Source organism: Pseudonocardia abyssalis, from assembly GCF_019263705.2.
In the GTDB taxonomy this organism is placed as follows: Bacteria; Actinomycetota; Actinomycetes; order Mycobacteriales; family Pseudonocardiaceae; genus Pseudonocardia; species Pseudonocardia abyssalis.
In genome coordinates, this window is the sequence record NZ_JADQDK010000001.1 from 2,135,865 (window position 1) to 2,156,725 (window position 20,861).

Annotated in this window: 22 protein-coding genes; 8 read left to right on the top strand and 14 right to left on the bottom strand. The window is 74.4% G+C overall.

Going from position 1 to position 20,861, the window contains the following annotated elements:
- Positions 1 to 66: 66 nt before the first annotated feature.
- Entirely contained in the window at positions 67 to 366 is a 300-nt protein-coding gene (locus I4I81_RS10210) for a DUF4193 domain-containing protein (protein WP_172164589.1), read from the bottom strand.
- Between the two features lie 314 nt (positions 367 to 680).
- Between I4I81_RS10210 and I4I81_RS10215 the strand changes: the two genes are divergently transcribed.
- Both I4I81_RS10215 and cei read left to right on the top strand, forming a co-directional pair.
- On the top strand, positions 681 to 1,706 hold the full coding sequence (locus I4I81_RS10215) for a phosphotransferase family protein (protein ID WP_225924532.1): 1,026 nt from the start codon (positions 681 to 683) through the stop codon (positions 1,704 to 1,706).
- Entirely contained in the window at positions 1,703 to 2,335 is a 633-nt protein-coding gene (gene cei / locus I4I81_RS10220) for an envelope integrity protein Cei (protein WP_218605630.1), read from the top strand. The genes I4I81_RS10215 and cei overlap by 4 nt, the downstream gene beginning before the upstream one ends.
- A gap of 19 nt (positions 2,336 to 2,354) precedes the next feature.
- Here cei and I4I81_RS10225 read toward each other — a convergent pair whose 3' ends face one another.
- Positions 2,355 to 3,221 carry an inositol monophosphatase family protein gene (locus tag I4I81_RS10225; RefSeq protein WP_226363864.1) on the bottom strand — a complete coding sequence of 289 codons (867 nt, stop codon included), beginning with the start codon at positions 3,219 to 3,221 and terminating at the stop codon, positions 2,355 to 2,357.
- A gap of 220 nt (positions 3,222 to 3,441) precedes the next feature.
- Here I4I81_RS10225 and I4I81_RS10230 point away from each other — a divergent pair, with 220 nt between their 5' ends.
- Together I4I81_RS10230 and I4I81_RS10235 are read left to right on the top strand one after the other, a co-directional pair.
- The gene (locus tag I4I81_RS10230) at positions 3,442 to 4,857 is read left to right on the top strand and encodes an RNA polymerase sigma factor (protein ID WP_218616003.1); all 1,416 of its coding nucleotides are present in this window, start codon (positions 3,442 to 3,444) and stop codon (positions 4,855 to 4,857) included.
- A gap of 326 nt (positions 4,858 to 5,183) precedes the next feature.
- On the top strand, positions 5,184 to 6,104 hold the full coding sequence (locus tag I4I81_RS10235) for an alpha/beta hydrolase (protein ID WP_218601921.1): 921 nt from the start codon (positions 5,184 to 5,186) through the stop codon (positions 6,102 to 6,104).
- Between the two features lie 24 nt (positions 6,105 to 6,128).
- Here the strand turns inward: I4I81_RS10235 and I4I81_RS10240 are convergent, their stop codons facing one another.
- Entirely contained in the window at positions 6,129 to 6,977 is an 849-nt protein-coding gene (locus I4I81_RS10240) for a siderophore-interacting protein (RefSeq protein ID WP_218601922.1), read from the bottom strand.
- Positions 6,974 to 7,759, bottom strand: coding sequence for a DUF2470 domain-containing protein (locus tag I4I81_RS10245; RefSeq protein WP_218601923.1), 786 nt, complete (start codon positions 7,757 to 7,759; stop codon positions 6,974 to 6,976). Before I4I81_RS10245 ends, I4I81_RS10240 begins: the two co-directional genes overlap by 4 nt.
- A gap of 247 nt (positions 7,760 to 8,006) precedes the next feature.
- Between I4I81_RS10245 and I4I81_RS10250 the strand changes: the two genes are divergently transcribed.
- The 3 genes from I4I81_RS10250 to I4I81_RS10260 are packed head-to-tail and all read left to right on the top strand — an operon-like array spanning position 8,007 to position 9,159.
- Entirely contained in the window at positions 8,007 to 8,519 is a 513-nt protein-coding gene (locus tag I4I81_RS10250; RefSeq protein WP_372453543.1) for an SLAC1 family transporter, read from the top strand.
- The gene (locus tag I4I81_RS10255) at positions 8,516 to 8,851 is read left to right on the top strand and encodes a YidH family protein (protein WP_218601925.1); all 336 of its coding nucleotides are present in this window, start codon (positions 8,516 to 8,518) and stop codon (positions 8,849 to 8,851) included. Before I4I81_RS10250 ends, I4I81_RS10255 begins: the two co-directional genes overlap by 4 nt.
- Positions 8,848 to 9,159, top strand: coding sequence for a DUF202 domain-containing protein (locus I4I81_RS10260; protein WP_218601926.1), 312 nt, complete (start codon positions 8,848 to 8,850; stop codon positions 9,157 to 9,159). Before I4I81_RS10255 ends, I4I81_RS10260 begins: the two co-directional genes overlap by 4 nt.
- A gap of 81 nt (positions 9,160 to 9,240) precedes the next feature.
- On the opposite strand, the gene I4I81_RS10265 is transcribed toward I4I81_RS10260, so the two are convergent.
- The 6 genes from I4I81_RS10265 to I4I81_RS10290 form a co-directional block, all read right to left on the bottom strand.
- Entirely contained in the window at positions 9,241 to 10,890 is a 1,650-nt protein-coding gene (locus I4I81_RS10265) for a monocarboxylic acid transporter (protein WP_226363865.1), read from the bottom strand.
- A complete protein-coding gene (locus tag I4I81_RS10270; RefSeq protein ID WP_218601927.1) occupies positions 10,887 to 11,228 on the bottom strand; it encodes a DUF485 domain-containing protein in 342 nt (113 codons plus the stop codon). Before I4I81_RS10270 ends, I4I81_RS10265 begins: the two co-directional genes overlap by 4 nt.
- A 169-nt stretch (positions 11,229 to 11,397) precedes the next feature.
- Entirely contained in the window at positions 11,398 to 13,071 is a 1,674-nt protein-coding gene (locus I4I81_RS10275; RefSeq protein WP_218601928.1) for a sodium/solute symporter, read from the bottom strand.
- Between the two features lie 10 nt (positions 13,072 to 13,081).
- Positions 13,082 to 13,432: a DUF485 domain-containing protein gene (locus I4I81_RS10280; protein ID WP_218601929.1), complete on the bottom strand. Its 351-nt coding sequence runs from the start codon at positions 13,430 to 13,432 to the stop codon at positions 13,082 to 13,084.
- 13 nt (positions 13,433 to 13,445) lie between these two features.
- On the bottom strand, positions 13,446 to 14,210 hold the full coding sequence (locus I4I81_RS10285) for a LytR/AlgR family response regulator transcription factor (protein ID WP_218601938.1): 765 nt from the start codon (positions 14,208 to 14,210) through the stop codon (positions 13,446 to 13,448).
- Positions 14,210 to 15,241 (bottom strand): sensor histidine kinase, encoded by a 1,032-nt coding sequence (locus I4I81_RS10290; RefSeq protein ID WP_226363866.1) that lies wholly within the window; start codon positions 15,239 to 15,241, stop codon positions 14,210 to 14,212. The genes I4I81_RS10285 and I4I81_RS10290 overlap by 1 nt, the downstream gene beginning before the upstream one ends.
- 143 nt (positions 15,242 to 15,384) lie before the next feature.
- On the opposite strand from I4I81_RS10290, the gene I4I81_RS10295 reads away from it, so the two are divergent.
- A complete protein-coding gene (locus tag I4I81_RS10295; RefSeq protein ID WP_218601931.1) occupies positions 15,385 to 16,536 on the top strand; it encodes an acyl-CoA dehydrogenase family protein in 1,152 nt (383 codons plus the stop codon).
- A gap of 16 nt (positions 16,537 to 16,552) precedes the next feature.
- Here I4I81_RS10295 and I4I81_RS10300 read toward each other — a convergent pair whose 3' ends face one another.
- The 4 genes from I4I81_RS10300 to I4I81_RS10315 all read right to left on the bottom strand — a co-directional run bounded on the left by I4I81_RS10300 (position 16,553) and on the right by I4I81_RS10315 (position 20,788).
- The gene (locus tag I4I81_RS10300; protein ID WP_185722928.1) at positions 16,553 to 16,753 is read right to left on the bottom strand and encodes a hypothetical protein; all 201 of its coding nucleotides are present in this window, start codon (positions 16,751 to 16,753) and stop codon (positions 16,553 to 16,555) included.
- 77 nt (positions 16,754 to 16,830) lie between these two features.
- Complete coding sequence (locus I4I81_RS10305; RefSeq protein WP_226363867.1) at positions 16,831 to 17,559, bottom strand: alpha/beta fold hydrolase; 729 nt, start codon at positions 17,557 to 17,559, stop codon at positions 16,831 to 16,833.
- 50 nt (positions 17,560 to 17,609) lie between these two features.
- On the bottom strand, positions 17,610 to 18,290 hold the full coding sequence (locus I4I81_RS10310) for a response regulator (protein ID WP_218601932.1): 681 nt from the start codon (positions 18,288 to 18,290) through the stop codon (positions 17,610 to 17,612).
- A complete protein-coding gene (locus tag I4I81_RS10315) occupies positions 18,287 to 20,788 on the bottom strand; it encodes a sensor histidine kinase (protein WP_226363868.1) in 2,502 nt (833 codons plus the stop codon). Before I4I81_RS10315 ends, I4I81_RS10310 begins: the two co-directional genes overlap by 4 nt.
- Between the last annotated feature and the right edge of the window lie 73 nt (positions 20,789 to 20,861).

The following is a 20,861-nucleotide window of genomic DNA, read 5'->3' on the forward strand; positions in this document are numbered from 1 at the left end:
AGGACGCCCCGAACCCTCCGGGGTCCGGGGCGTCGAGCGGTCGTGGTGCGTCAGGCCGTGCAGACCTCAGGCCGCGCAGTCGCGGCAGACGAACTGCGGGCTGCTCTCGGCGAGGCGGCTGCGGTGGTGCACCAGGAAGCAGCTGGAGCAGGTGAACTCGTCGGCCTGCTTCGGGATCACCTTGACGGTGAGCTCCTCGCCGGACAGGTCGGCGCCCGGGAGTTCGAAGCTCTCGGCCGTGTCGGTCTCGTCGACGTCGACCACGGACGACTGCGCCTCGTTGCGACGGGCCTTCAGCTCGTCGAGCGAGTCCTCGGCCATGTCGTCGGTCTCGTTGCGCCGTGGAGCGTCGTAGTCGGTTGCCATCGTCCCACCCTCTGTGAACAGCAGTTCTTCGTCGTCGTGCCGCTGGACAACGTCACAGCGGCAGGGTTTGTGCCCGGCCCCAGGAGTGATGCCGGTCTCACCCGCCCGGGACCGTCAGCTCTGACCCGCGGCCGCGAACCCTAGCCCATGCGTCAAGCCCCCGCGACCGACCCCGCGACGGGCCCGGCCGCGAGCGGACGTGCGGGCTAGGGTTCGCGTTCGTGACCGCGTCTGCCGCCCCCGGATCCGACTCGCCCAGAGCGCAATCGCCGGGCCCCGTCCCGGGAGCCGATCCCGGTGCCGTCGGCCCCTGGTTGGCCGAGCGGCTCGGCGACCCGCGCTGGACGGACTGCACGCTGTCGCCGATCGGCGGGGGTCGCTCGAACCTCACCTACCGCGTCGCGAGCCCCGCGGGAGCGGTGGTGCTGCGCCGGCCGCCGGTCGGGGAGGTCGCGGCCACCGCGCACGACATGGGGCGCGAGCGGCGCGTCATCACCGGCCTGGCGGGCACGGCGGTGCCGGTGCCTCAGGTCCTGGCCTCCTCCGACGGCGGCCCGCCGGTCGACGCCCCGTGCTTCGTCATGGAGCTCGTCGACGGCGTCGTCCCGCTGGGCGAGCTGCCCGCGGGCTGGGCGGAGACCGGGGCCGACCGCGGCCGGGCGGGTCAGGCACTGGTCGACGTGCTGGTCGCCCTGCACGCCGTCGACCCGGAGGCGGTCGGCCTGGGCGACTTCGGGCGTCCCGACGGGTTCATGGCCCGGCAGGTGCGTCGCTGGGGCAAGCAGTGGGACGCCTCGCGCGAGTCCGGCGGCGCCGTCGAGCAGAGCACCGCCGACGCGCTCACCGGCCTGGCCGGGACCCTGGCCGCGTCCGTGCCGACCACCCAGCGCGACACGATCGTCCACGGCGACTACCGCATCGACAACTGCCTGTTCGACGCCGACGACCCCGGCCGGATCCGCGCGGTGCTCGACTGGGAGCTCTCCACGCTCGGCGACCCGCTCGCCGACCTGGGCCTGCTGCTCGTCTACTGGCACGAGGCCGACGACTCCCCCATCTGGCGCGGCGCGCAGCACCTGTCCAGCCCGACGCGGTTGCCCGGGTTCCCGACGCGCGCGGAGGTCGCCGCCGCCTACGCCGCCGGGTCGGGTCTCGATCTCTCCCCGCTGCCCTGGTACGTCGCGTTCGGCACGTTCAAGCTCGCCGTCGTGCTCGCCGGGATCCTGGCGCGCGTGCACGCCGGGATGGTGCCCGCGTCGATGGCCGACGGTCTGGACGACGCGGTCGACCCGCTGGTCGCGCTCGGCGAGCACGTGCTGGCCCACGGGATCGACCGATGACCGCGCCGCCCTTCCGGCGCAGGCGCCGGACCCCCATCGTCGCGGTGGTGTCCGTCCTCGCCGTGATCGCGGTCGTCACCTGGACCGTCGTGCTCATCGGCGCGTCCGGACCGAGCGGCCCGCAGTCCTGCCCGACCCCCGCGGCGGGCACCGCGCCCGGCGCGACGCTGGAGTCCGGCGCCCTCGACGCCGTCGCGCCGGCCCCGCCCGCCGCGATCTCGGTCCGGGTCTTCAACGCCGGCGGGCAGCGCGGGCAGGCCAACCTGGTGGCCGCACAGCTCGGCGACCTGGGCTTCGACTCCGCGGGCGCACCGGACAACGACCCGTTCTTCCCCGACGGCGACATGGAGTGCGTCGGGCAGGTCCGCTTCGGGCCCGCGGGCGAGGCTGCGGCCAGCACGCTGTCGCTCGTGCTGCCCTGCGCGGAACTGGTGCGCGACGAGCGGGCCGACGAGACCGTCGACGTCTCCGTCGGCACGGGCTTCGGCGACGTCAACCCGCCGCGCCCGGTGCGCGACGTGCTGGAGACCCTCGGTGCCCCCTCCCCCGCCGACGACGGCGAGGCGGGTGCCCCCGCGGCCGTCGACCCCGCGGTGCTGGCGGAGGCGCGCGACACGACGCCCTGCTAGGACCCGTGCGCGCACGACCTCATACGGACGCGGCTCCGGCGTCCCGCGCCAACGCGGCGATCCGCGCCGCGATGCCCGGGGCGGCGGCGAGGGTCGCGTCGGCGCCCAGACCGTCGTCGGGGGCCTCCACCCCGGCGACGCCCGGCGTCCGCACCACCGCGCCGGCCTCCCGCGCGACGAGTGCGGCCGCGGCCCAGTCCCACCAGTTGCAGCCGTGCTCCAGGTAGGCGTCGGTCCAGCCGGCGGCGACGGCGCACAGGTCCAGCGCGGCCGACCCGGTGCGGCGGACGTCGCGGACCTGCGGGAGCAACGCGGCGACCAGGCCGGCCTGCCGGGCGCGGCGCCGCCCGTCGTAGGCGAAGCCGGTGCCCAGCAGCGACAGCGACACGTCGGTGGCCGCCGACACCGCCAGCGGCCGCCCGTCGCAGGTGGCCCCGAGGCCCGCGGCCGCGCTCCACAGCCGCCCCGAGTCCGGCTCCACGACGGCCCCCGCCAGCGACTCGCCGCCGCGCGTGGCGGCCACCGAGATCGCGTACCAGGGCAGGCCGTAGAGGAAGTTGACGGTGCCGTCGATCGGGTCCACGACCCACACGACGCGCTCGGGGTCGACACCCGCGCTGCCGCCGTGCTCCTCCCCCACGATCGGGTCGCCCGGACGCAGCACGGCGAGCCGTTCGCGGATCAGCGTCTCCAGCGCGGTGTCCGAGGCCGTCACGACGTCGGTCGGGGTGCTCTTGGTGGCCACCGACCCGGCCGCCCCTCCGGTCTCCCACGGCCTCGGCAGGCCGCGCAGGTGTTCGGCCGCCTCGGTGGCGACACGCACCGCGACCAGACGCAATACCTCCGGATCGGCCGCGGGCGGGGGGCTGTCGGGCGGGGTGCTCACCCCGTCATCCGATCACATCCCGGGGCTCCGGACACGCCTACGGGATTGCAGGCGCGAGCACCCGGGACGCACGCAGTTACAATGGCCATACACCCCGCTGCGGGGCCGCCCCTCCGATGTTCCCGGGCGGCGACCCGGCGGGTCAACGTCCCACAGATCTCGTCAGGCAGCCGGTATGTGATCGTCCGGCTCACCAGCGCACCGTAGTGAGAGGGCCTAGGTGGCAGCCGCAGATTCCGCAACCCGTACCGAGCCCACGGCCGACCAGGCCACGGCTCCCACCCCCGCGCGCCGGGCGCCCCGGGCGAAGACCGCCCCCGCGGCCAAGGCCGCGCCCAAGCCGCGCGCCCGTGCCGGCACCAAGGCGGCCCCCGCCAAGAAGGACGGCGAGCCCGCCGACCTCGACGGTCCCGACGCCGACCCGGGCGAGCTCGACGGCTCCCCCGAGGGTGCCGACCTCGAGGAGGTCGAGGTCGACCTCGACGACGTCGAGGTGACGCCCGAGGCGCCGGCCAAGGGCGTCCAGGTGCCCGGCAAGGCCACCGACGAGGACGACGACGACGAGGACGACGACGAGGACGAGCCGGCCAACACCGGAGCCAACCGTCGCGGCCCGCGCGAGCGCTCCTCCACCCCGACGAAGTCCTCGGACTTCGTGTGGGACGAGGAGGAGTCCGAGGCCCTGCGCCAGGCCCGCAAGGACGCCGAGCTCACCGCCTCGGCCGACTCGGTCCGCGCGTACCTCAAGCAGATCGGCAAGGTCGCGCTGCTCAACGCGGAGGAGGAGGTCGAGCTCGCCAAGCGCATCGAGGCCGGCCTCTACGCCGCCGAGCGGCTGCGCCGTGCGATCGACGCCGGCGAGAAGGTCTCCCCGCAGCTGCGGCGCGACCTGCGCTGGATCGTCCGCGACGGCGAGCGCGCCAAGAACCACCTGCTGGAGGCCAACCTCCGGCTCGTGGTCTCCCTGGCCAAGCGCTACACCGGCCGCGGCATGGCGTTCCTGGACCTGATCCAGGAGGGCAACCTCGGTCTGATCCGCGCGGTCGAGAAGTTCGACTACACCAAGGGCTACAAGTTCTCGACCTACGCGACGTGGTGGATCCGCCAGGCCATCACCCGCGCGATGGCCGACCAGGCCCGCACCATCCGTATCCCGGTGCACATGGTCGAGGTCATCAACAAGCTCGGCCGCATACAGCGCGAACTCCTCCAGGACCTGGGCCGCGAGCCCACGCCCGAGGAGCTCGCCAAGGAGATGGACATCACCCCGGAGAAGGTGCTGGAGATCCAGCAGTACGCCCGGGAGCCCATCTCGCTCGACCAGACCATCGGTGACGAGGGCGACAGCCAGCTCGGTGACTTCATCGAGGACTCCGAGGCGGTCGTCGCGGTCGACGCGGTCAGCTTCACGCTCCTGCAGGACCAGCTCCAGTCGGTACTGGCCACGCTGAGCGAGCGCGAGGCGGGCGTGGTGCGACTGCGGTTCGGCCTCACCGACGGCCAGCCCCGCACACTCGACGAGATCGGCCAGGTCTACGGGGTCACCCGGGAGCGGATCCGGCAGATCGAGTCGAAGACGATGTCGAAGCTGCGCCACCCGAGCCGGTCCCAGGTCCTCCGGGACTACCTGGACTAGGCAGGTCCGCACGCCACGAACGGCACCCCCGTCCGACCTGGTCGACGGGGGTGCCGTTCGTCGTCGCCGAGGCCCACGCCCGTGCCACGTCGACCGCTCTCGCGGTGGCAGGGTGGCCCGGTGCTCTAGGACAGCCGATGGGCTGCGCGCCCCGGCCCACGGTGGGTGCGGCTATCCGCGCTGGTCGCGGGCGCGGTGAACACCTCGGTCAGCTCCGGGGACGACATGCCGTCATGGTGCACCATCGGCGCCCGCTCCTGGTGGCGAGCACGCCGGGCCGACCGGCAGAGTGATCGACGATCACCGTCGACCCGAGGAGGCCGTCCGTGCCGCTGGACCCCGAGTTCACCGCCCTCATCACCCGGCTGACCGACGCCGGCGCGCTACCGCTGGTGCGGGGCACCGCGCAGGACACGCGCGCGCACTACCGGGCGCTCTCGCTCGCCCGGCGCGGCCAGGACTTCGTGCCCGAACGCGTCGCGTCCGTCGTCGACGCGACGGTGCCGGGGCCGGACGGGCCACTCCCCGTCCGCATCTACACCCCGGACCCCGCCCACGCCGTGGTGCTGTTCCTGCACGGCGGCGGCTGGGTGATGGGTGACCTCGACACCCACGATCCCGTGTGCCGCCGTGTGGCGAACGCGGTGGGCGCGACCGTCGTCGCGCTGGACTACCGCCTCGCCCCGGAGCACCCGCACCCGGCGCCCGTGGACGACGCGTGGGCGGCGCTGCGGGAGGTGGCGGCCTGCTTCCCGGGACGCCCCCTCGCCGTCGCGGGTGACAGCGCCGGGGCCAGCCTGGCCGCCGGGCTGGCCCTGCACAGCCGCGATGAGGGCGGGCCGGCACTGGCCGCGCAGCTCCTCGTCTATCCGGCCACCGACCCGTCGATGGCGCACGACTCGGTGCGACGCAACGGTGAGGGCCGCTTCCTCACCGCCGCCGACATGGCATGGTTCTACCGGCAGTACGCGCCGACGCCCGCACAGGCCGGTGACCCGCGCGTCGACCTGCTCACCGCCCCGGACCTGGCCGGTCTCCCGCCCGCCGTCGTGGCGACGGCGGAGTTCGACCCGCTCCACGACGAGGGCGCGGCCTACGCCGAGCGGCTGCGCGCCGCGGGCGTGCCCGTGACGCACCTCGACGGTCCGGGCCTGATCCACGGCTACTTCGCGTTCCTCGGCACCGTACCCGCCGCCGACGCCCGCAGCCGCGAGGTGCTCGCCGCGTTCGCGACCCTGCTGCGGTAGCCGGGTCCTGCGTCGGTGACCGGTTCAGAGCAGCCCGACCTCGGCGAGCTTGCGCTCGTAGATGTCGCGGACCTCCTCCCCGTGGCCGCCCCCGACCCGCTCCGCCTCGGCCTGAGCGGCCTGGTACAGGGCGACGGTGTCGACGCCGGACTCCGCGTACCGCCGCTTCCAGCACTCACCGTCGACCCGCCAGTAGCCGACCACGCCGTAGGACCCGGTGGGCAGCCCGGCCTCGTGCCTCAGGTACTTCCGCACCGCCCGGGTCGCGGCCGCCTCCCCCGCGACGTAGACGTACCCCGGGCTGTCCGGGAGGACGGCCGAGCGCACCAGCGCCTCCATCCCGCTCCCCTCGGTGGCCAGCCGGGGCCGGTGCACCCAGGTCGCGTCCACGCCGTCGAGGGGCTGCGCGTCACCGGTGTCGGGCACCTCGACCAGCACCGTCGTCGGGACCGTCGACGCGGTCTCCTCGACGATCCGGCCGATCGTCGGCAGCGCGGTGACGTCACCGACGAGCAGCTGCCATTCCGCCGACTCCGGCCGCCTGTACCAGCTGTTGCGGTGGGTGATCCGCAGCCGGTCACCGACCCGCGCGACCGCGGCCCACTCACCCCCGGACCCGCCCTCGTGCAGGACGACGTCGACGGTGAGCAGCCCGGCGTCGATCCGGCGCACGGTGTACCAGCGGCCGATCTCCGGGTCGGGCTCGCCGTCGGGCCCGGCCGGGAAGTGCAGCACGCACCCCTCGTCGGGTACCCCGAGCGACTCGAAGCCGTCGAGGTCGGGCCCGCCGAGCCGGACCCGCACGAGGCTCGGCGACAGCCGCACCACCTCCCGCACCTCGACCTGGCGGGCCGTCACCTCGTCGGTGCTCACGGGCGCTCCTTGATCGCGTCGGGGCTGATCGGGCAGGCACTCACCTGCGCCGCCCGGCGCCGGAGCTCCCGTATCGCCGCGGGCAGGTCCGCCGGGCCGCGCAGGGCCGCCGGGAAGTCCAGCCGGAGGTACTCGGAGCACACCGGGGAGTCGACGCGCAGGGTCAGGCCGTGGCGGTCGACCCGCACCGGGGCGATCGCGCGGGCCGTGGCGAGCACGACCGGCCGCAGCAGGAGGGCGAGTCGCACCACCGCGTCCGGGTGGTCGTGCAGCAGGTGCGACACGAACTCGTCGCTGCCGTGGGCGATCGGATCGTCGGGCGCTTCGGCGAGGGCCGCGGGGTCGACGAGCTCGCCGTCGAGCTCGAGGTGCAGGGGACGCACCCGGAGCAGGGCGGACGCGTCGGGGCGCAGGACCACCTCGGCCGAGCGGTCCGGGTGGCTCCGCAGGACGGCGTCCAGCGCGGGCTCGACCTCTGCGGCCGGTTCGAGTCGGCCGTGCAGGGTCAGGGTGTGCAGGACGCGGTCGGGGCCCGCGATCGGGCTCAGCAGTGCCGCGCGCACGGTGCAGACGTCGTCCGTCCGCGAGTCCTCGCACAGCCGCCTCGCCAGCGGGCCCTCCGCGCCGACCAGCAGCACCAGCGACCCGTCGTCGCCGATCCCGCGGACGTCGACCACCTCGACGTCGGCCCCGCACCCGACGTCGAGCAGCGGGGCGTGACCGAGCACGGTGCGGGCGATCTCGGCGGTGCCGGGACCGGACCGGCGGGACGGACTGCGCACTGGACCTCCGAGTTAGGTTGCCCTAACTGTATCGGGATGATCTCCGACCGCAAGGGGTTGCGTCAGAAATCAGGTTAGGCTAACTTCAGCCACGTTGCTTCGTGGTGGGAGCAGCGCGTCAGTTCGGGACACCTCGGGGCCCGGCCGAATCGGTCGGGCCCCGAGGCACGTCCGGGGCCGGTTCGGGCACGCTCCGCACAGCGTCGTCGCCGGGCTGCCCGGCGCGTGGCAGGCCGCCGACGAGGCGATGCACGAGCAGGAGCGGCGGCGGCGCGCCGCCCGCGAGCCGGCCCGACCCAGGCCACCGGGGCCGGGCGCTCCGGGACGGTGGGCGATCCGCAGCAGGTCGCGGGCCGGGCCGGGCCGTCGACCGAGACCGCCCGCAGCTCCCGCGGCAGCGACAGCCGCGGTGACCCTGCTCGGAGCGGTCGCCCCGCTCGCCCTGCCCGAGCCGTGCGCCACGGCGTTCGTCGTGCTCGGGCTCGTCTACGGTGTGCCGGTGCTCGGCTTCGCGTTCCTGTGGGCGGCGCTGGCCACCGCGGTCTCGGTGCACACCGCCCGGGCGCACCCGCCGTTCTCGTCGGCCTGGTCGTCGTCCACGTTCCCGGTCGTCACCGGCGCCCGTGCGCTGACCCCGCACAGCGGCTCCGCGGCGCTGGGCGGGCCGGCCGTCGCACTCCACGGCGCACTGGTCGCGGCCCGGCCCACCGTCGCGACCCGCTCCGTCCGGGTCGGCGTCGCCGGTCGGGTGCCCGCGTGACCGCCCCGGACCCCCGCTTCACCCTCGCCAACGAGCGCACCTTCCTGGCCTGGCTGCGGACCTCGCTCGCGCTCGTCGCCGCCGGGGTGGCGGTCGCGGCGCTGGTGCCGGAGTTCGGCGTCGACGGGGCCCGACACGTCGTCGGGGTGGTGCTGGCCGGGCTCGGCGTGGCCGTGGCCGCCGGGGCGATGCGGCGCTGGCACCGCGTGCAGGACGCGATGACCCGCGGCGCGGACCTGCCGCCGACGCGGATGCCGCTGCTGCTCGGCTCCGCGCTGGGCGCCCTCGGTCTGGCCGTGGCGGTGCTGCTGCTGGTCGGCGGCCCGCGGTGAGCGCGCCGCCGGGGCTCGCGACCGAGCGCACCGCACTGGCCTGGGAGCGCACCGCGCTCGCGATGCTGACCGGTGGCGCGCTGCTCGCGGTGCGCCACCTCGACGACCCCGGCTCGGGCGCGCTCGTCCTCGCCGCACTCGGCCTGGTCCTCGCGCTGCTGCTCGCCGCGCTCGGGCGGGGGCGCACGCGGCTGCTGCTCGCGGACCCGACGGCGTCGCCGCGGCGGGCGGTCGTCGTCGGGGGCACCGCGGTGGTCGTGTTCGGGCTCGCGGTGGTCGTCGCGGTCCTGACCGGCGCGCTGGGCTAGTCCCCTGGCCGGACGACGAACGGCCCTCCCGTCCACTCGTGGTGGACGGGAGGGCCGTTCGGTCCCCGGGGTTCGGGGTGTCTAGTGCGCGACCGACTTCTCGACGCCGACCCCGGTCAGCGACCGGACCGCCATCTCGGAGACCTTGTCGGCGTTCGGCTTCTCCTTGCTCAGCACGGTGCCGAGGTAACCGAGCAGGAACGACAGCGGGATCGAGACGATGCCCGGGTTGTCGAGCGGGAACCAGTGGAAGTCGACGCCCTGCAGCATCGACGCGCTCTTCCCGGTGACGGCGTCGACGGGCTTGCCCGACACCACCGGCGAGAAGACGATCAGGATCACCGTCACGCCGAGGCCGCCGTAGATGCTCCACAGCGCGCCCGAGGTGTTGAAGCGCTTCCAGAACAGCGAGTACAGGATCGTCGGCAGGTTCGCCGAGGCCGCGACCGCGAAGGCCAGCGCCACGAGGAACGCGATGTTCTGGCCGTTGGCCAGGATGCCGCCGAAGATCGCGACGACGCCGATGACGACCGCCGTGATGCGGGCGACCTTCACCTCCTCGTTCGGGTCGGACAGCTCGCCCTTCTTGATCACGTTGGCGTAGATGTCGTGCGCGAACGACGCCGACGCGGTGATCGTCAAACCCGCGACGACCGCGAGGATCGTGGCGAACGCGACCGCCGCGATGATGCCGAGCAGCACCGTGCCGCCCAGCTCGTAGGCCAGCAGCGGGGCCGCCGAGTTGGCGCCACCCGGCGCCGCCCGGATCGCCTCGGGGCCGACCAGTGCACCCGCCCCGTAGCCCAGGACCAGCGTGAACACGTAGAACAGGCCGATCAGCCAGATCGCCCAGACCACCGAGCGGCGGGCCTCCTTGGCCGTGGGCACGGTGTAGAAGCGCATGAGGATGTGCGGCAGGCCCGCGGTACCGAGCACGAGCGCGAGCCCGAGGGACAGGAAGTCGATCTGGGTGAGCGCGCTCTTGCCGTACTGCTTGCCCGGGTTGAGCAGCGCCTCACCCGTCTCACCGCCCGCACGGACGGCGTCGGCGAGCACCGCGGAGAAGTTGAAGCCGTAGAGCGCGAGGACCCAGATCGTCATGATGCCGGCGCCCGCGATCAGCAGGACCGCCTTGATGATCTGCACCCAGGTCGTGCCGCGCATGCCGCCGATGAGGACGTAGGCGATCATGACCGCGCCGACGATCGCGATGACGATCGACTGCCCGAACCCGTCGGTGACGTTGAGCAGCAGCGCGACGAGACCACCGGCACCCGCCATCTGCGCGAGCAGGTAGAAGAACGACACCGCGAGCGTCGACGTGGCCGCGGCGGCGCGGACGGGCCGCTGCCGCATGCGGAACGCGAGGACGTCGCCCATCGTGTACTTGCCGGTGTTGCGGAGCAGCTCGGCCACCAGCAGCAGCGCGACGAGCCAGGCGACGAGGAACCCGATCGAGTACAGGAAGCCGTCGTAGCCGTTGAGCGCGATGGCACCGGCGATGCCGAGGAACGACGCGGCGGAGAGGTAGTCGCCGGAGATCGCGACGCCGTTCTGCGGGCCGGAGAAGCCGCCGCCCGCGGTGTAGAAGTCCGAGGCGCTCGACGTGGCGCGGCGGCTCACGTAGATGACGATGCCGAGCGTGAAGACGACGAACAGCCCGAAGATGGTGATGTTGAGGATCGGGTCGCTGCCCTCGACCCCGCCCTGGGCGAGCACGGTGGTGTTCACTTGTCGGCCCCCTGAATGCCCTCACGGATCGAGCTGGACAGCGGGTCGAGCCTGCGGTCGGCGAACTTCACGTACCAGGCGGTGATCGCGAAGGTCGACACGAACTGCAGCAGGCCGAGCAGCAGCCCCAGGTTGATGTTGCCCAGCACCTTGATCGACATGATCGGCGTGGCGTACGTCGCCAGCAGCACGTACAGCACGTACCAGGCCAGGAACAGGCCGGTGACCGGGAAGACGAAACTGCGCAACCTGCGACGGAGCTCCTGGAAGTCCGGCTCGGCCTCGATGGCCTGCCAGTCCCGGGTCGCCGCCGCCGGAGACGGATCGGTGGTACTCACGGTGCCTCCTCGCACTCGTCCGACCGCAGTTCTCCGATCGGAACGGACGCTCAGGAAAGCGGCCCGAGTTCCCACCCGGAAGTGGCGCACGACACATAGCCCGCACGGTCGACGAACGGTCGACGAACGGTCGGGGATGCCGTCCAACGGTCACACAGCGTGAGCACGATCAGGAACGGGGGCGGGTCTCGTCCAGGTGCAGGCGCAGCATCGCGGCGGCGGCCCACGCGGGTGGGCTGCCGCGCAACGACACCAGGACCATCGTCGCGAACGCGAGCGGCACCGACCACAGCGCGGGCTGGCCCAGCAGGATCGAGGCGATGCCCTCCGGGGACCCGAGCGTGAGATCGACGCCGATCACCCCGGCGGAGGAGACCAGCCCCACCACCATCCCGACGACGGCGCCGCGGGCGGTGAGCCCGGCCCACCAGATGCCGAGCACGAGCAGGGGGCAGAACGTGGAGGCGGCGACGGCGAACGCCGAGGTCACCAGCACTCCGACGTCGAGGTGGACCGCGGGCAGGGCCAGCATGACCACGAGTGCGGCCGCACCGAGCGAGGTCAGCCGCAGCCGGCGCAGGGTCGTACCGGGCAGCAGGTCGTGCGACACCGCCCCGGACATCGCGAGCAGCAGACCGAGCGAGGTGGCGAGGAACGCGGCGAACGCCCCGGCCGTCAGCAGGGCGGTGAACAGCGAGCCGGCGAACCCGCCGTCGACGCGCGCGGGCAGGGAGACCACGACGGTGTCGGTGCCGCCGGAGAGGTACAGCTCGGGCAGCAGCACCGCACCGAGCACCCCGTACACCGCCGGGAAGAGGTAGAACGTGCTGAGCAGGGCCACGGTGATCGCCGCGGTGCGCCGCGCGCCGCGGCCGTCGGGGCTGGTGTGGAAGCGCACCAGGATGTGCGGAAGGCCCATCGTCCCCAGCACGGTGGCGACGAGGATCGACAGTGTCGTGAGCACCGGGTAGCCCGCGCCGCCCGGGTCGAGCAGCGGCCGCGACCAGCCCTCGCCGCCTGGCGGGACGGCCCCGTCGACGTCGGGGACGTCCGAGCCCGCCGCGAACACCCACGTGCTGCCCGCGTCGACGACGTACCGGCCCGGGGCGAGGGTGCGCTCCGCCCCGTCGACGGCGACGGTCGTCGGCTCGGTGACGCTCAGTTCCGTGCCGAGCCGGAAGTCGACGGGGGTGTCGCGCGTGAACGTCGTGAACTCCACCGGGGACAGCGCCGCCGCGCGCGTCTCGCCGGTCACGCTGAGCACCAGCCAGATGGCCGGGACGACGAACAGCAGCAGTTTCAGCCCGAACTGGAAGGCCTGTACGTAGGTGGCCGCGCGCATCCCACCCAGCGCCAGGGTGATCGACACCGCCGCCCCCGCGACGACGACCCCGACCCAGTACGGCGTGCCCGCCACCACCGCGAGCACCTGCCCCGCCGCCTTGAACTGCGGCACCAGGTACAGCGTGGCGATCACCAGCACCACGACCGCGGACAGGCGCCGCAGGCCGGCGGACCCGAGGCGGGCCTCCGCGAAGTCGGGGACGGTCAGTGCGCCGGTGCGCCGCATCGGCGCCGCCACCAGCGCGAGCATCGCGAGGTAGCCCGCGGTGAACCCGACCGGGTACCACAGCGCCCCGATCCCGTCCTTGACGACGAGCCCCGCGACGCCCAGGAACGAGGCAGCCGACAGGTACTCCCCCGACACCGCCGCCGCGTTCAGCACGGGCGAGATCCGCCGCGAGGCGACCAGGAAGTCCGACGTGCTGCGCATCGCGGCCACTCCGCGCGCCCCGATCAGGAGCGCCGCGAGGACGACGAGCACGATCCCGGCGATGATCATCGTGGACCGGTCACCGGCCGTCCTCGGCCGCCTCGGCCCGGCGCAGCTGCCACCACGCGAGCCCGACGAGCACGACGTAGGGCAGGACCGCGATCGCGAGCCAGGACACGGGCACCCCGTAGAGGCGCACGGCGTCGAGATCCGGGAACGCGGCCAGCACCAGCGGTAGTCCGATGATCAGTCCGGCCAGTCCCGCGACGGCCCCCATCGCGCGGCGCAACTGCTCGCGGTGCAGCCGGCGGGCGCGCTCCATGTCGGCCGCGGCGAGGTGCGGGGGGTCGACCCGCCCGCCCGCGCGCCTGCGCGCGATCACCAGGCTGGTCTGCGGGCTGGTGACCGCGACGCGGCGCTGCCTGGTCACCGCCGACCCCCCGTCATCGCCGGCCCCGGGGGTCGAAGTCGCCGCGCGTGGCCGCCTCCAGGAGCAGCTCGCGCAGGTCGCGGGCGTGGCGGCGGCTCACCGGGACGTCACCGGCGTCGGTGTGCGCGAGCAGCCCTCCGCTGACGTCGCTGCGCAGCTCCCGCACCGCCCCCACGGCCAGCAGGTAGCTGCGGTGCACGCGCACGAACCCGGCGGGCCGCCAGTGCTCCTCCAGCCGGGAGATCGGGATGCGCACCAGGTGCCCGCCTCCCGGGGTGTGCAGCCGCACGTAGTCGCCCTGGGCCTCGACGAACCGCACGTCGTCGCGGCGGACGAACCGGGTGCGCCCGCCCAGCTCGACCGGGACGGCGGCCAGTGCGTCGACCGGCTCGCCGGGCGGCTGGTCCCCGAGCCCGGCGGCGGCGAAGCGGCGGACCCGGTCCAGCGCGGCCGCGAGCCGCTCCGGGCCGACCGGCTTGAGCAGGTAGTCGACCGCCCCGATGCCGTACGCCGACGCCGCGTGCTCCTCGAACGCGGTGACGAACACGACCATCGGCGGGTCGGTCATCCGCGCGAGCAGCGACGCCAGCTCCATGCCGTCCATCGCGGGCATGGACACGTCGAGGAACACCACGTCGACCGGCCCGGCCTGGATCTGCCGCAGCGCCTCGACCGCACCCGGGGCCGTCGCCACCTCGTCGACACCCGGGGAGTCCAGCAGCAGCCGCCGCAGCTCGTCGCGGGCGGGCTCGACGTCGTCGACGACCAGGACGCGCATCACGTGGCCGCCACCCCCGGCTGGAACCGCGGCACCCGCAGCACCACCCGCGTGCCGGCGCCGTCGGCGGTCTCCACGATCAGGCCGTAGCCGGGCCCGAACACGCTGCGCAGCCTGCGGTCGACGTTGACCAGGCCGAGGCTGCCCGGCTTCCCGCGCCCGGCCAGCACGTCGGCGGCGTAGGCCGGGTCCATGCCCGCCCCGTCGTCCTCGACGCTGATCACGCACTCGCCCCCCTGCGCCTCGCCGGTGACCTGGATCAACCCGCCCGGACCGAGCTCCACCCCGTGCCGCACCGCGTTCTCCACGAGCGGCTGCAGTGCGAGATAGGGCAGGGCGACGGGCAGGATCTCCGGCGCGATCCGGACCTGCACCCGCAACCGCTCCCCCAGCACCGCCCTGGCCAGCGCGAGGTACGCCTCGATCGCGGCGAACTCGCCCGCGACCGTCGTGTAGTCGCCACTGCGGGCCAGGCTGTGCCGGGTGTAGGCGGCGAAGTCGAGCATGAGCTCCCGGGCCCGCTCGGGATCGGTGCGCACGAACGACGCGATCACCGTGAGCGAGTTGTAGACGAAGTGCGGAGAGATCTCCGCGCGCAGCGCCCGCAGCTCGGCGGCCTCCGCGACCCCGGCCGATGCCTCGAGGCGGCCCCGCTCCAGCGCCTCGCCCACCCACGCCGCGGCCTCCCGCAGCTGGCCGGCCGACAACCGGCCCTGGGTGACGAGGACGCCCACCAGCTCGTCGCGGGCGTGCACCGGCAACGCGACGAGGTCGCCACGCACGGATCGGGAGTCGGTGCGCCGCACGCGCTCGATCAGCTGTGCGGCGGTGGCGGGGTTGTCGGGTCGCCCGCCCCACTGCGTCTCGCCGTCGAGCCCGACCAGGCCGACCGCGGTGACGTCGAGCAGGCGGCGCAGCTCGCGGGCCGCACCGGCCGCCCGCGGTGCGTCGAGGCCGTCGCGCAGCTCGATCGCGATCCGCCGGCCCGCGGCCAGGACCGCGAGCGCCTCGGGCCCCGGACCGGTGCGCACCGGTCGTCCGAGGAGGTGCGGCAACCGTGGACGGGGCAACCTCGGTCGGGGCAGGCGGAGTCGGGACAACCGGAGGCGGGGCAGGACGACCATCTCCGCCTCTCCGTCGGGGACCCGGGCCCGCGTGACTCTACGCTCGGCCCGTGGAGCTGAGCACCGAGGAACAGGCCGTGATCGCCACCGTCCGGGAGTTCGTGGAACGCGAGGTCCGGCCGGTCGTCCGCGAGCTGGAGCACGCCGACACCTACCCCGAGAAGCTGATCGAGCAGATGAAGGAGCTCGGCATCTTCGGGCTCGCCGTGCCGGAGCCGTGGGGCGAGGCGCCGGTGTCGATGCCCTGCTACGCGCTCGTCACCGCCGAGCTGGCCCGGGGCTGGATGAGCCTGGCCGGGGCGATGGGCGGGCACACCGTCGTGGCGAAGCTGCTCGTCGCGTTCGGCACCCGGGACCAGCAGGAGCGCTGGCTGCCGCGGATGGCCACCGGCGAGGTGCGCGCCACGATGGCGCTGACGGAGCCCGGCGGCGGCTCCGACCTGCAGGCGATGACGACCCGCGCCCGACGCACCGACGGCGGGTACGTCGTCGACGGGGCGAAGACGTGGATCACCAACTCGCGGCGCTCGCAGCTCATCGCGCTGCTGTGCAAGACCGACCCGGACGCGTCCCCGGCGCACCGGGGCATCTCGATCCTGCTCGTCGAGCACGGTCCGGGGCTCACCGTGTCCCGCGACCTGCCCAAGCTGGGCTACAAGGGCGTCGAGAGCTGCGAGCTGACGTTCTCCGACCACCGCGTCGCCGACGACGCCCTGCTCGGCGGCGTCGAGGGGCGCGGGTTCGCGCAGATGATGACGGGCCTGGAGACCGGCCGCATCCAGGTGGCGGCGCGCGCGCTCGGCGTCGGACGGGCCGCGTTCGACGACGCCCTGCGCTACTCCCAGGAGCGGGAGAGCTTCGGCAAGCCGATCTGGCAGCACCAGTCGATCGGCAACCACCTCGCGAACATGGCCACGAAGCTCACCGCGGCCAAGCAGCTGATCCTGCACGCCGCCGAGCGGTACGAGACCGGGCAGCGCTGCGACCTGGAGGCGGGGATGGCGAAGCTGTTCGCCTCGGAGGCGGCCATGGAGATCGCCCTCGACGCGGTGCGCATCCACGGCGGGTACGGCTACTCCACCGAGTTCGACGTGGAGCGCTACTTCCGCGACGCCCCGCTGATGATCGTGGGCGAGGGGACGAACGAGATCCAGCGCAACGTCATCGCCGCGCAGCTGGTGAAGCGCGGGGGTCTCGACTGAGCCCCCGCGCGACGGGTCAGTCGACGGCGACGCGCTCGTTCGCGTCGAGGCCCAACATGGCCAGCATCTCGGCGCAGTCGTCGACGTCGATCGCCCGGCCGGCCACCACGCGCGCGGCGCGGCGGTTCTGGAGGTCGTTGCTCATCTCGTTGGCGACCTGGGCGGCGGCGAACCGGCCGCCCTCGTCGTTGGTGGTGGGGCTTCCGGTCCAGCTCACGTGTCCGTGACTCCCTCGGGTCGCGTGCCGCGGGCCCCGATGAGGTCGCTCGCACGTCGTGTCGATCCTACCCCGGGTCACTCCGGCCGGGGGACCCATGCGGCGAGGCGTGGGGCCAGTGCGGCGAACAGCGCCGGATCCTGCACCATCGCGGTGTGACCGCAGGTCACCTCGACGTGCTCGGCGTCGGGGGCGAGGCAGGACCGCCAGCCGACGACGCCGTCGCTGCGGGAGTAGACCGATACGGCGGGCATCAGCAGCGGGGCGTTCAGCCCGGCCTCGGTGGCGGCGCGGCAGGTCCCGTCGAGGCAGTCGCGCTCCAGCAGCCCGCGCAGGCCCAGGTCGGAGAGCCGGACGAGTGCGCGGCAGGCGACCGTCACCGCGGCCCGGGTGTCGAGCGGGTCGAGGACCGGGGTGCCCAGCATGACCAGCGCGCGGACGAGGTCGGGGCGGCGCACCGCGACCAGGCGCCCGATCCAGCCGCCGCGGCTGTGCCCGACGAGCACCACCGGCCCGCCGGTGGCCGCCGCGTGCTCCGCGACGCGGCGCTCGAGGCGGTCGACGAGGTAGGCGGTGCAGCCGACGTTGATCCCCAGCCCGGCCCCGGAGGCCCGGTAGCCGCGGGCGTCGAGCCAGGTCCGCAGCGCCGACATCGACGCGTCGGCGCCACCGAACCCCGGCACCACCACGACGCCGAGGCCGTGCCCGACGCCGGGCCCGGTCGCGGTCCACACGGGATGACGGCGCAGGGTGCGCCGGCCGACGCCGACGACGGGGGCGAGTTCACGGACCACCTCGGAGAGCACGTGGGAACAACGGCCCGGCGGGCCGGATCGGTGCCCGGCCGCGAGGGGTCTCACACCTCGAACCGGTACCCCATGCCCGCCTCGGTGATCAGGTGCCGCGGCCGCGACGGCTCCACCTCGAGCTTGCGCCGCAACTGGGCGAGGTAGACCCGCAGGTAGTTGGTCTCCTTGCCGTACCCGGGCCCCCAGACGGCACGCAGCAGGTCCCGCTGGCCCACGAGCTTGCCGCGGTGGCGCACCAGGAGCTCGAGGATCCCCCACTCGGTCGGCGTCAGGTGCACCTCGGTGCCGCCGCGCACGACCTTCTTCGCGGCGAGGTCGACCCGGAAGTCCCCGGCGTCGACGACCGGTTCCCCGTCGACGGTCGCCACCGCGGCGCGGCGCACCGACGCCCGCAGCCGGGCGAGCAGCTCGGCCATCCCGAACGGCTTGGTGACGTAGTCGTCGGCGCCGGCGTCCAGCGCCCGCACCTTGTCGGTCGACTCGACCCGCGCGGACAGCACGATGATCGGCACCGGGGTCCAGCCGCGGAGCCCGGCGATCACCTCGGTGCCGTCGAGGTCGGGCAGGCCGAGGTCGAGCACCACGACATCGGGGTGGTGGTCGGCGGCCGCGCGCAGCGCCCCCGCCCCGTCGGAGGCGACGGTGACGTCGTAGCCGTGCGCGGTGAGGTTGATCCGCAACGCGCGCAGGATCTGCGGGTCGTCGTCGACGACGAGGACGCGCGTCACGTGACCGGCACCGGCCGGCGGGCCGCGGGCAGCGCGACGACCAGAGTCAGCCCGCCCCCCGGGGTGTCCTCGGCGGCGAGCGAACCGCCCATCGCCTCGGTGAACCCGCGCGCGACGCTGAGCCCGAGCCCCACCCCACCGGTGGCGTTGCGGTCACCCCTGCGCTGGAACGCCGCGAACAGGTCCTCACGCGCCTTCCCCGGGCCGCGGTCGACGACGCGGAGCTCGACGCGGTCGGCGTAGGCGCTCGCCCGCACCGCGACCGGGGCACCGCGGCCGTGGCGCAGCGCGTTGTCGACGAGGTTGGCGACGACCCGTTCGAGCAGACCGGCGTCGGCGACCACGTCGGGCAGCGTCTCGTCGACCTCCACCTCGACCCGCGCCGCCCCCTCCACCCCGGCGAGCGCGGGCACCACCACCTCGTCGTAGCCGACGGGCGCGAGCAGCGGGACGACCGCACCCGCGGCGAGCCGGGAGGAGTCGAGCAGGTTGTCGACCAGGGCGGTGAGCCGGTCCGCCGACTCCTCGACGGTGGCGGCGAGATCGGCCCTGTCGGCGGCGGAGAGGCGCAGGTGCTCGTCGCGCAGGCTCCCCGCTGCGGCCTTGATCGAGGTCAGCGGCGTGCGCAGGTCGTGCCCCACGGCCGAGAGCAGTGCACTGCGCAGCTCGGTCGCCTCGGCGCGGCGACGGGCGGCCGCGGCGTCGGCGGCGTCGCGCTGGCTGCGCAGGGCGAGCAGGGCCTGCCCGCCGACGGTCTCCAGCAGCCGCCGGTCGGCCGCCGCGAGCGCGCGGCCGCGCCCGACGAGGTGCAGTCCGGGCTCCACCGCCACGTCGACGTCGCACTCGTCCGGGCGGTCGCAGACCGGCGGCCCGACCTCCACGACGCGGCGCCACCCGCCGTCGGACCGCTCCAGGACGGCCACCGACGACAGCCCGAACGCCTCGGAGACCTTCTCCAGCAGCCGCGGCAGCGGGTCGGTGCGGGTCAGGACGGTGCGCGAGAACGACGCGAGCAGCGCCGCCTCGGTGCGCAGCCGCGCCGCCTGCTCGGTGCGCCGTGCGGCCCGGTCGACGACGAGCGCGACGAGCACGGCGACCAGCACCATCGCCACCAGCGTCACGACGTTCTCCGGCTGCGCGATCGTCAGGCTGCCGGTGGGCGGGGTGAGGAAGAAGTTGAGCAGCAGCCCGCCGACGAGCGCCGCCGCCACCGCGGGCCCGAGCCCGCCGACCAGCGCCACCACCACCGTCGCCAGGAAGAACAGGACGACGTCGGTGGACAGGTCGATGACCTCCAGCAGCAGCACCCCGATCCCGGTGGCCAGCCCGGGAAGTACGAGGGCCAGCACCCAGCCGAGCGCGCCGCGCGGGCCGGGGATCCCGGACCGCAGCGCGGGCAGCCGCAGGGCCCGCCCGCCCGCCTCGGCGTGGGTGACCATGTGGACGTCGATCGGTCCGGAGTCCTGCACCACCTGCGAGCCGATGCCCTCGTCCAGGGCGCGGGCCAGCCGGGAGCGCCGGGACGTGCCGATCACGAGCTGGGTGGCGTTGACGCCGCGGGCGAAGTCGAGCAGGGCGTCCGGTACGTCGTCGCCGACGACGGTGTGGAACGAGCCGCCGACGTCGTCGGCGAGCTTGCGCAGCGTCGCCAGCGCCCCGACCGGGGCGCCCGCGAGCCCGTCGCCGCGCAGGACGTGCACGCACAGCAGGTCGGCCGACCCGGCCCGCTTCGCGATCCGCGCGGCCCGGCGCACCACCGTCTCGCTCTCCGTGCCGCCGGTGACGGCGACGACGACCCGCTCGCGGGTCTCCCAGGTGTCGGTGATGGAGCGGTCGGTGCGGTAGCGCTGCAGCGCCACGTCGACCTGGTCGGCGACCCAGAGCAGGGCCAGCTCGCGCAGCGCGATGAGGTTGCCCGGCTGGAAGTAGTTGCTCAGCGCGGCGTCGACCTTCTCCGCGGCGTAGATGTTGCCGTGCGCCATGCGGCGGCGCAGCGCCTCCGGGGTGATGTCGACGAGCTCGATCTGCTCCGCGCGGCGCACCACCTCGTCGGGCACGGTCTCGCGCTGCTTGACCCCGGTGATCCGCTCCACCACGTCGTTGAGGGACTCCAGGTGCTGCACGTTGACCGTGGTCAGGACGTCGATCCCGGCCTCCAGCAGCTCCGCGACGTCCTGGCAGCGCTTGGCGTTGCGGGAGCCGGGGGCGTTGGTGTGCGCGAGCTCGTCGACGATCGCGACCTCGGGGGCGCGGGCGAGGAGGGCGTCGACGTCCATCTCCTCCAGCGTGGTGCCGCGGTGCACGTAGCGGCGGCGGGGCACCGTCTCGAACCCCCCGACCAGCTCGGCGGTCCGGGCCCGGCCGTGGGTCTCCACGAGCCCGACCACGACGTCGGTGCCCCGCTCCAGCCGCCGGTGCGCCTCGCCGAGCATGGCGAAGGTCTTCCCGACGCCCGGCGCGGCCCCGAGGTAGATCCGCAACTCTCCCCGCTCACCCACGGCGCCATCCTCCTCCCTGCGGCCCACCCCGGTGGCAGCAAAGCCACCTTCCCGCCATCTCACGGCGGCAAGG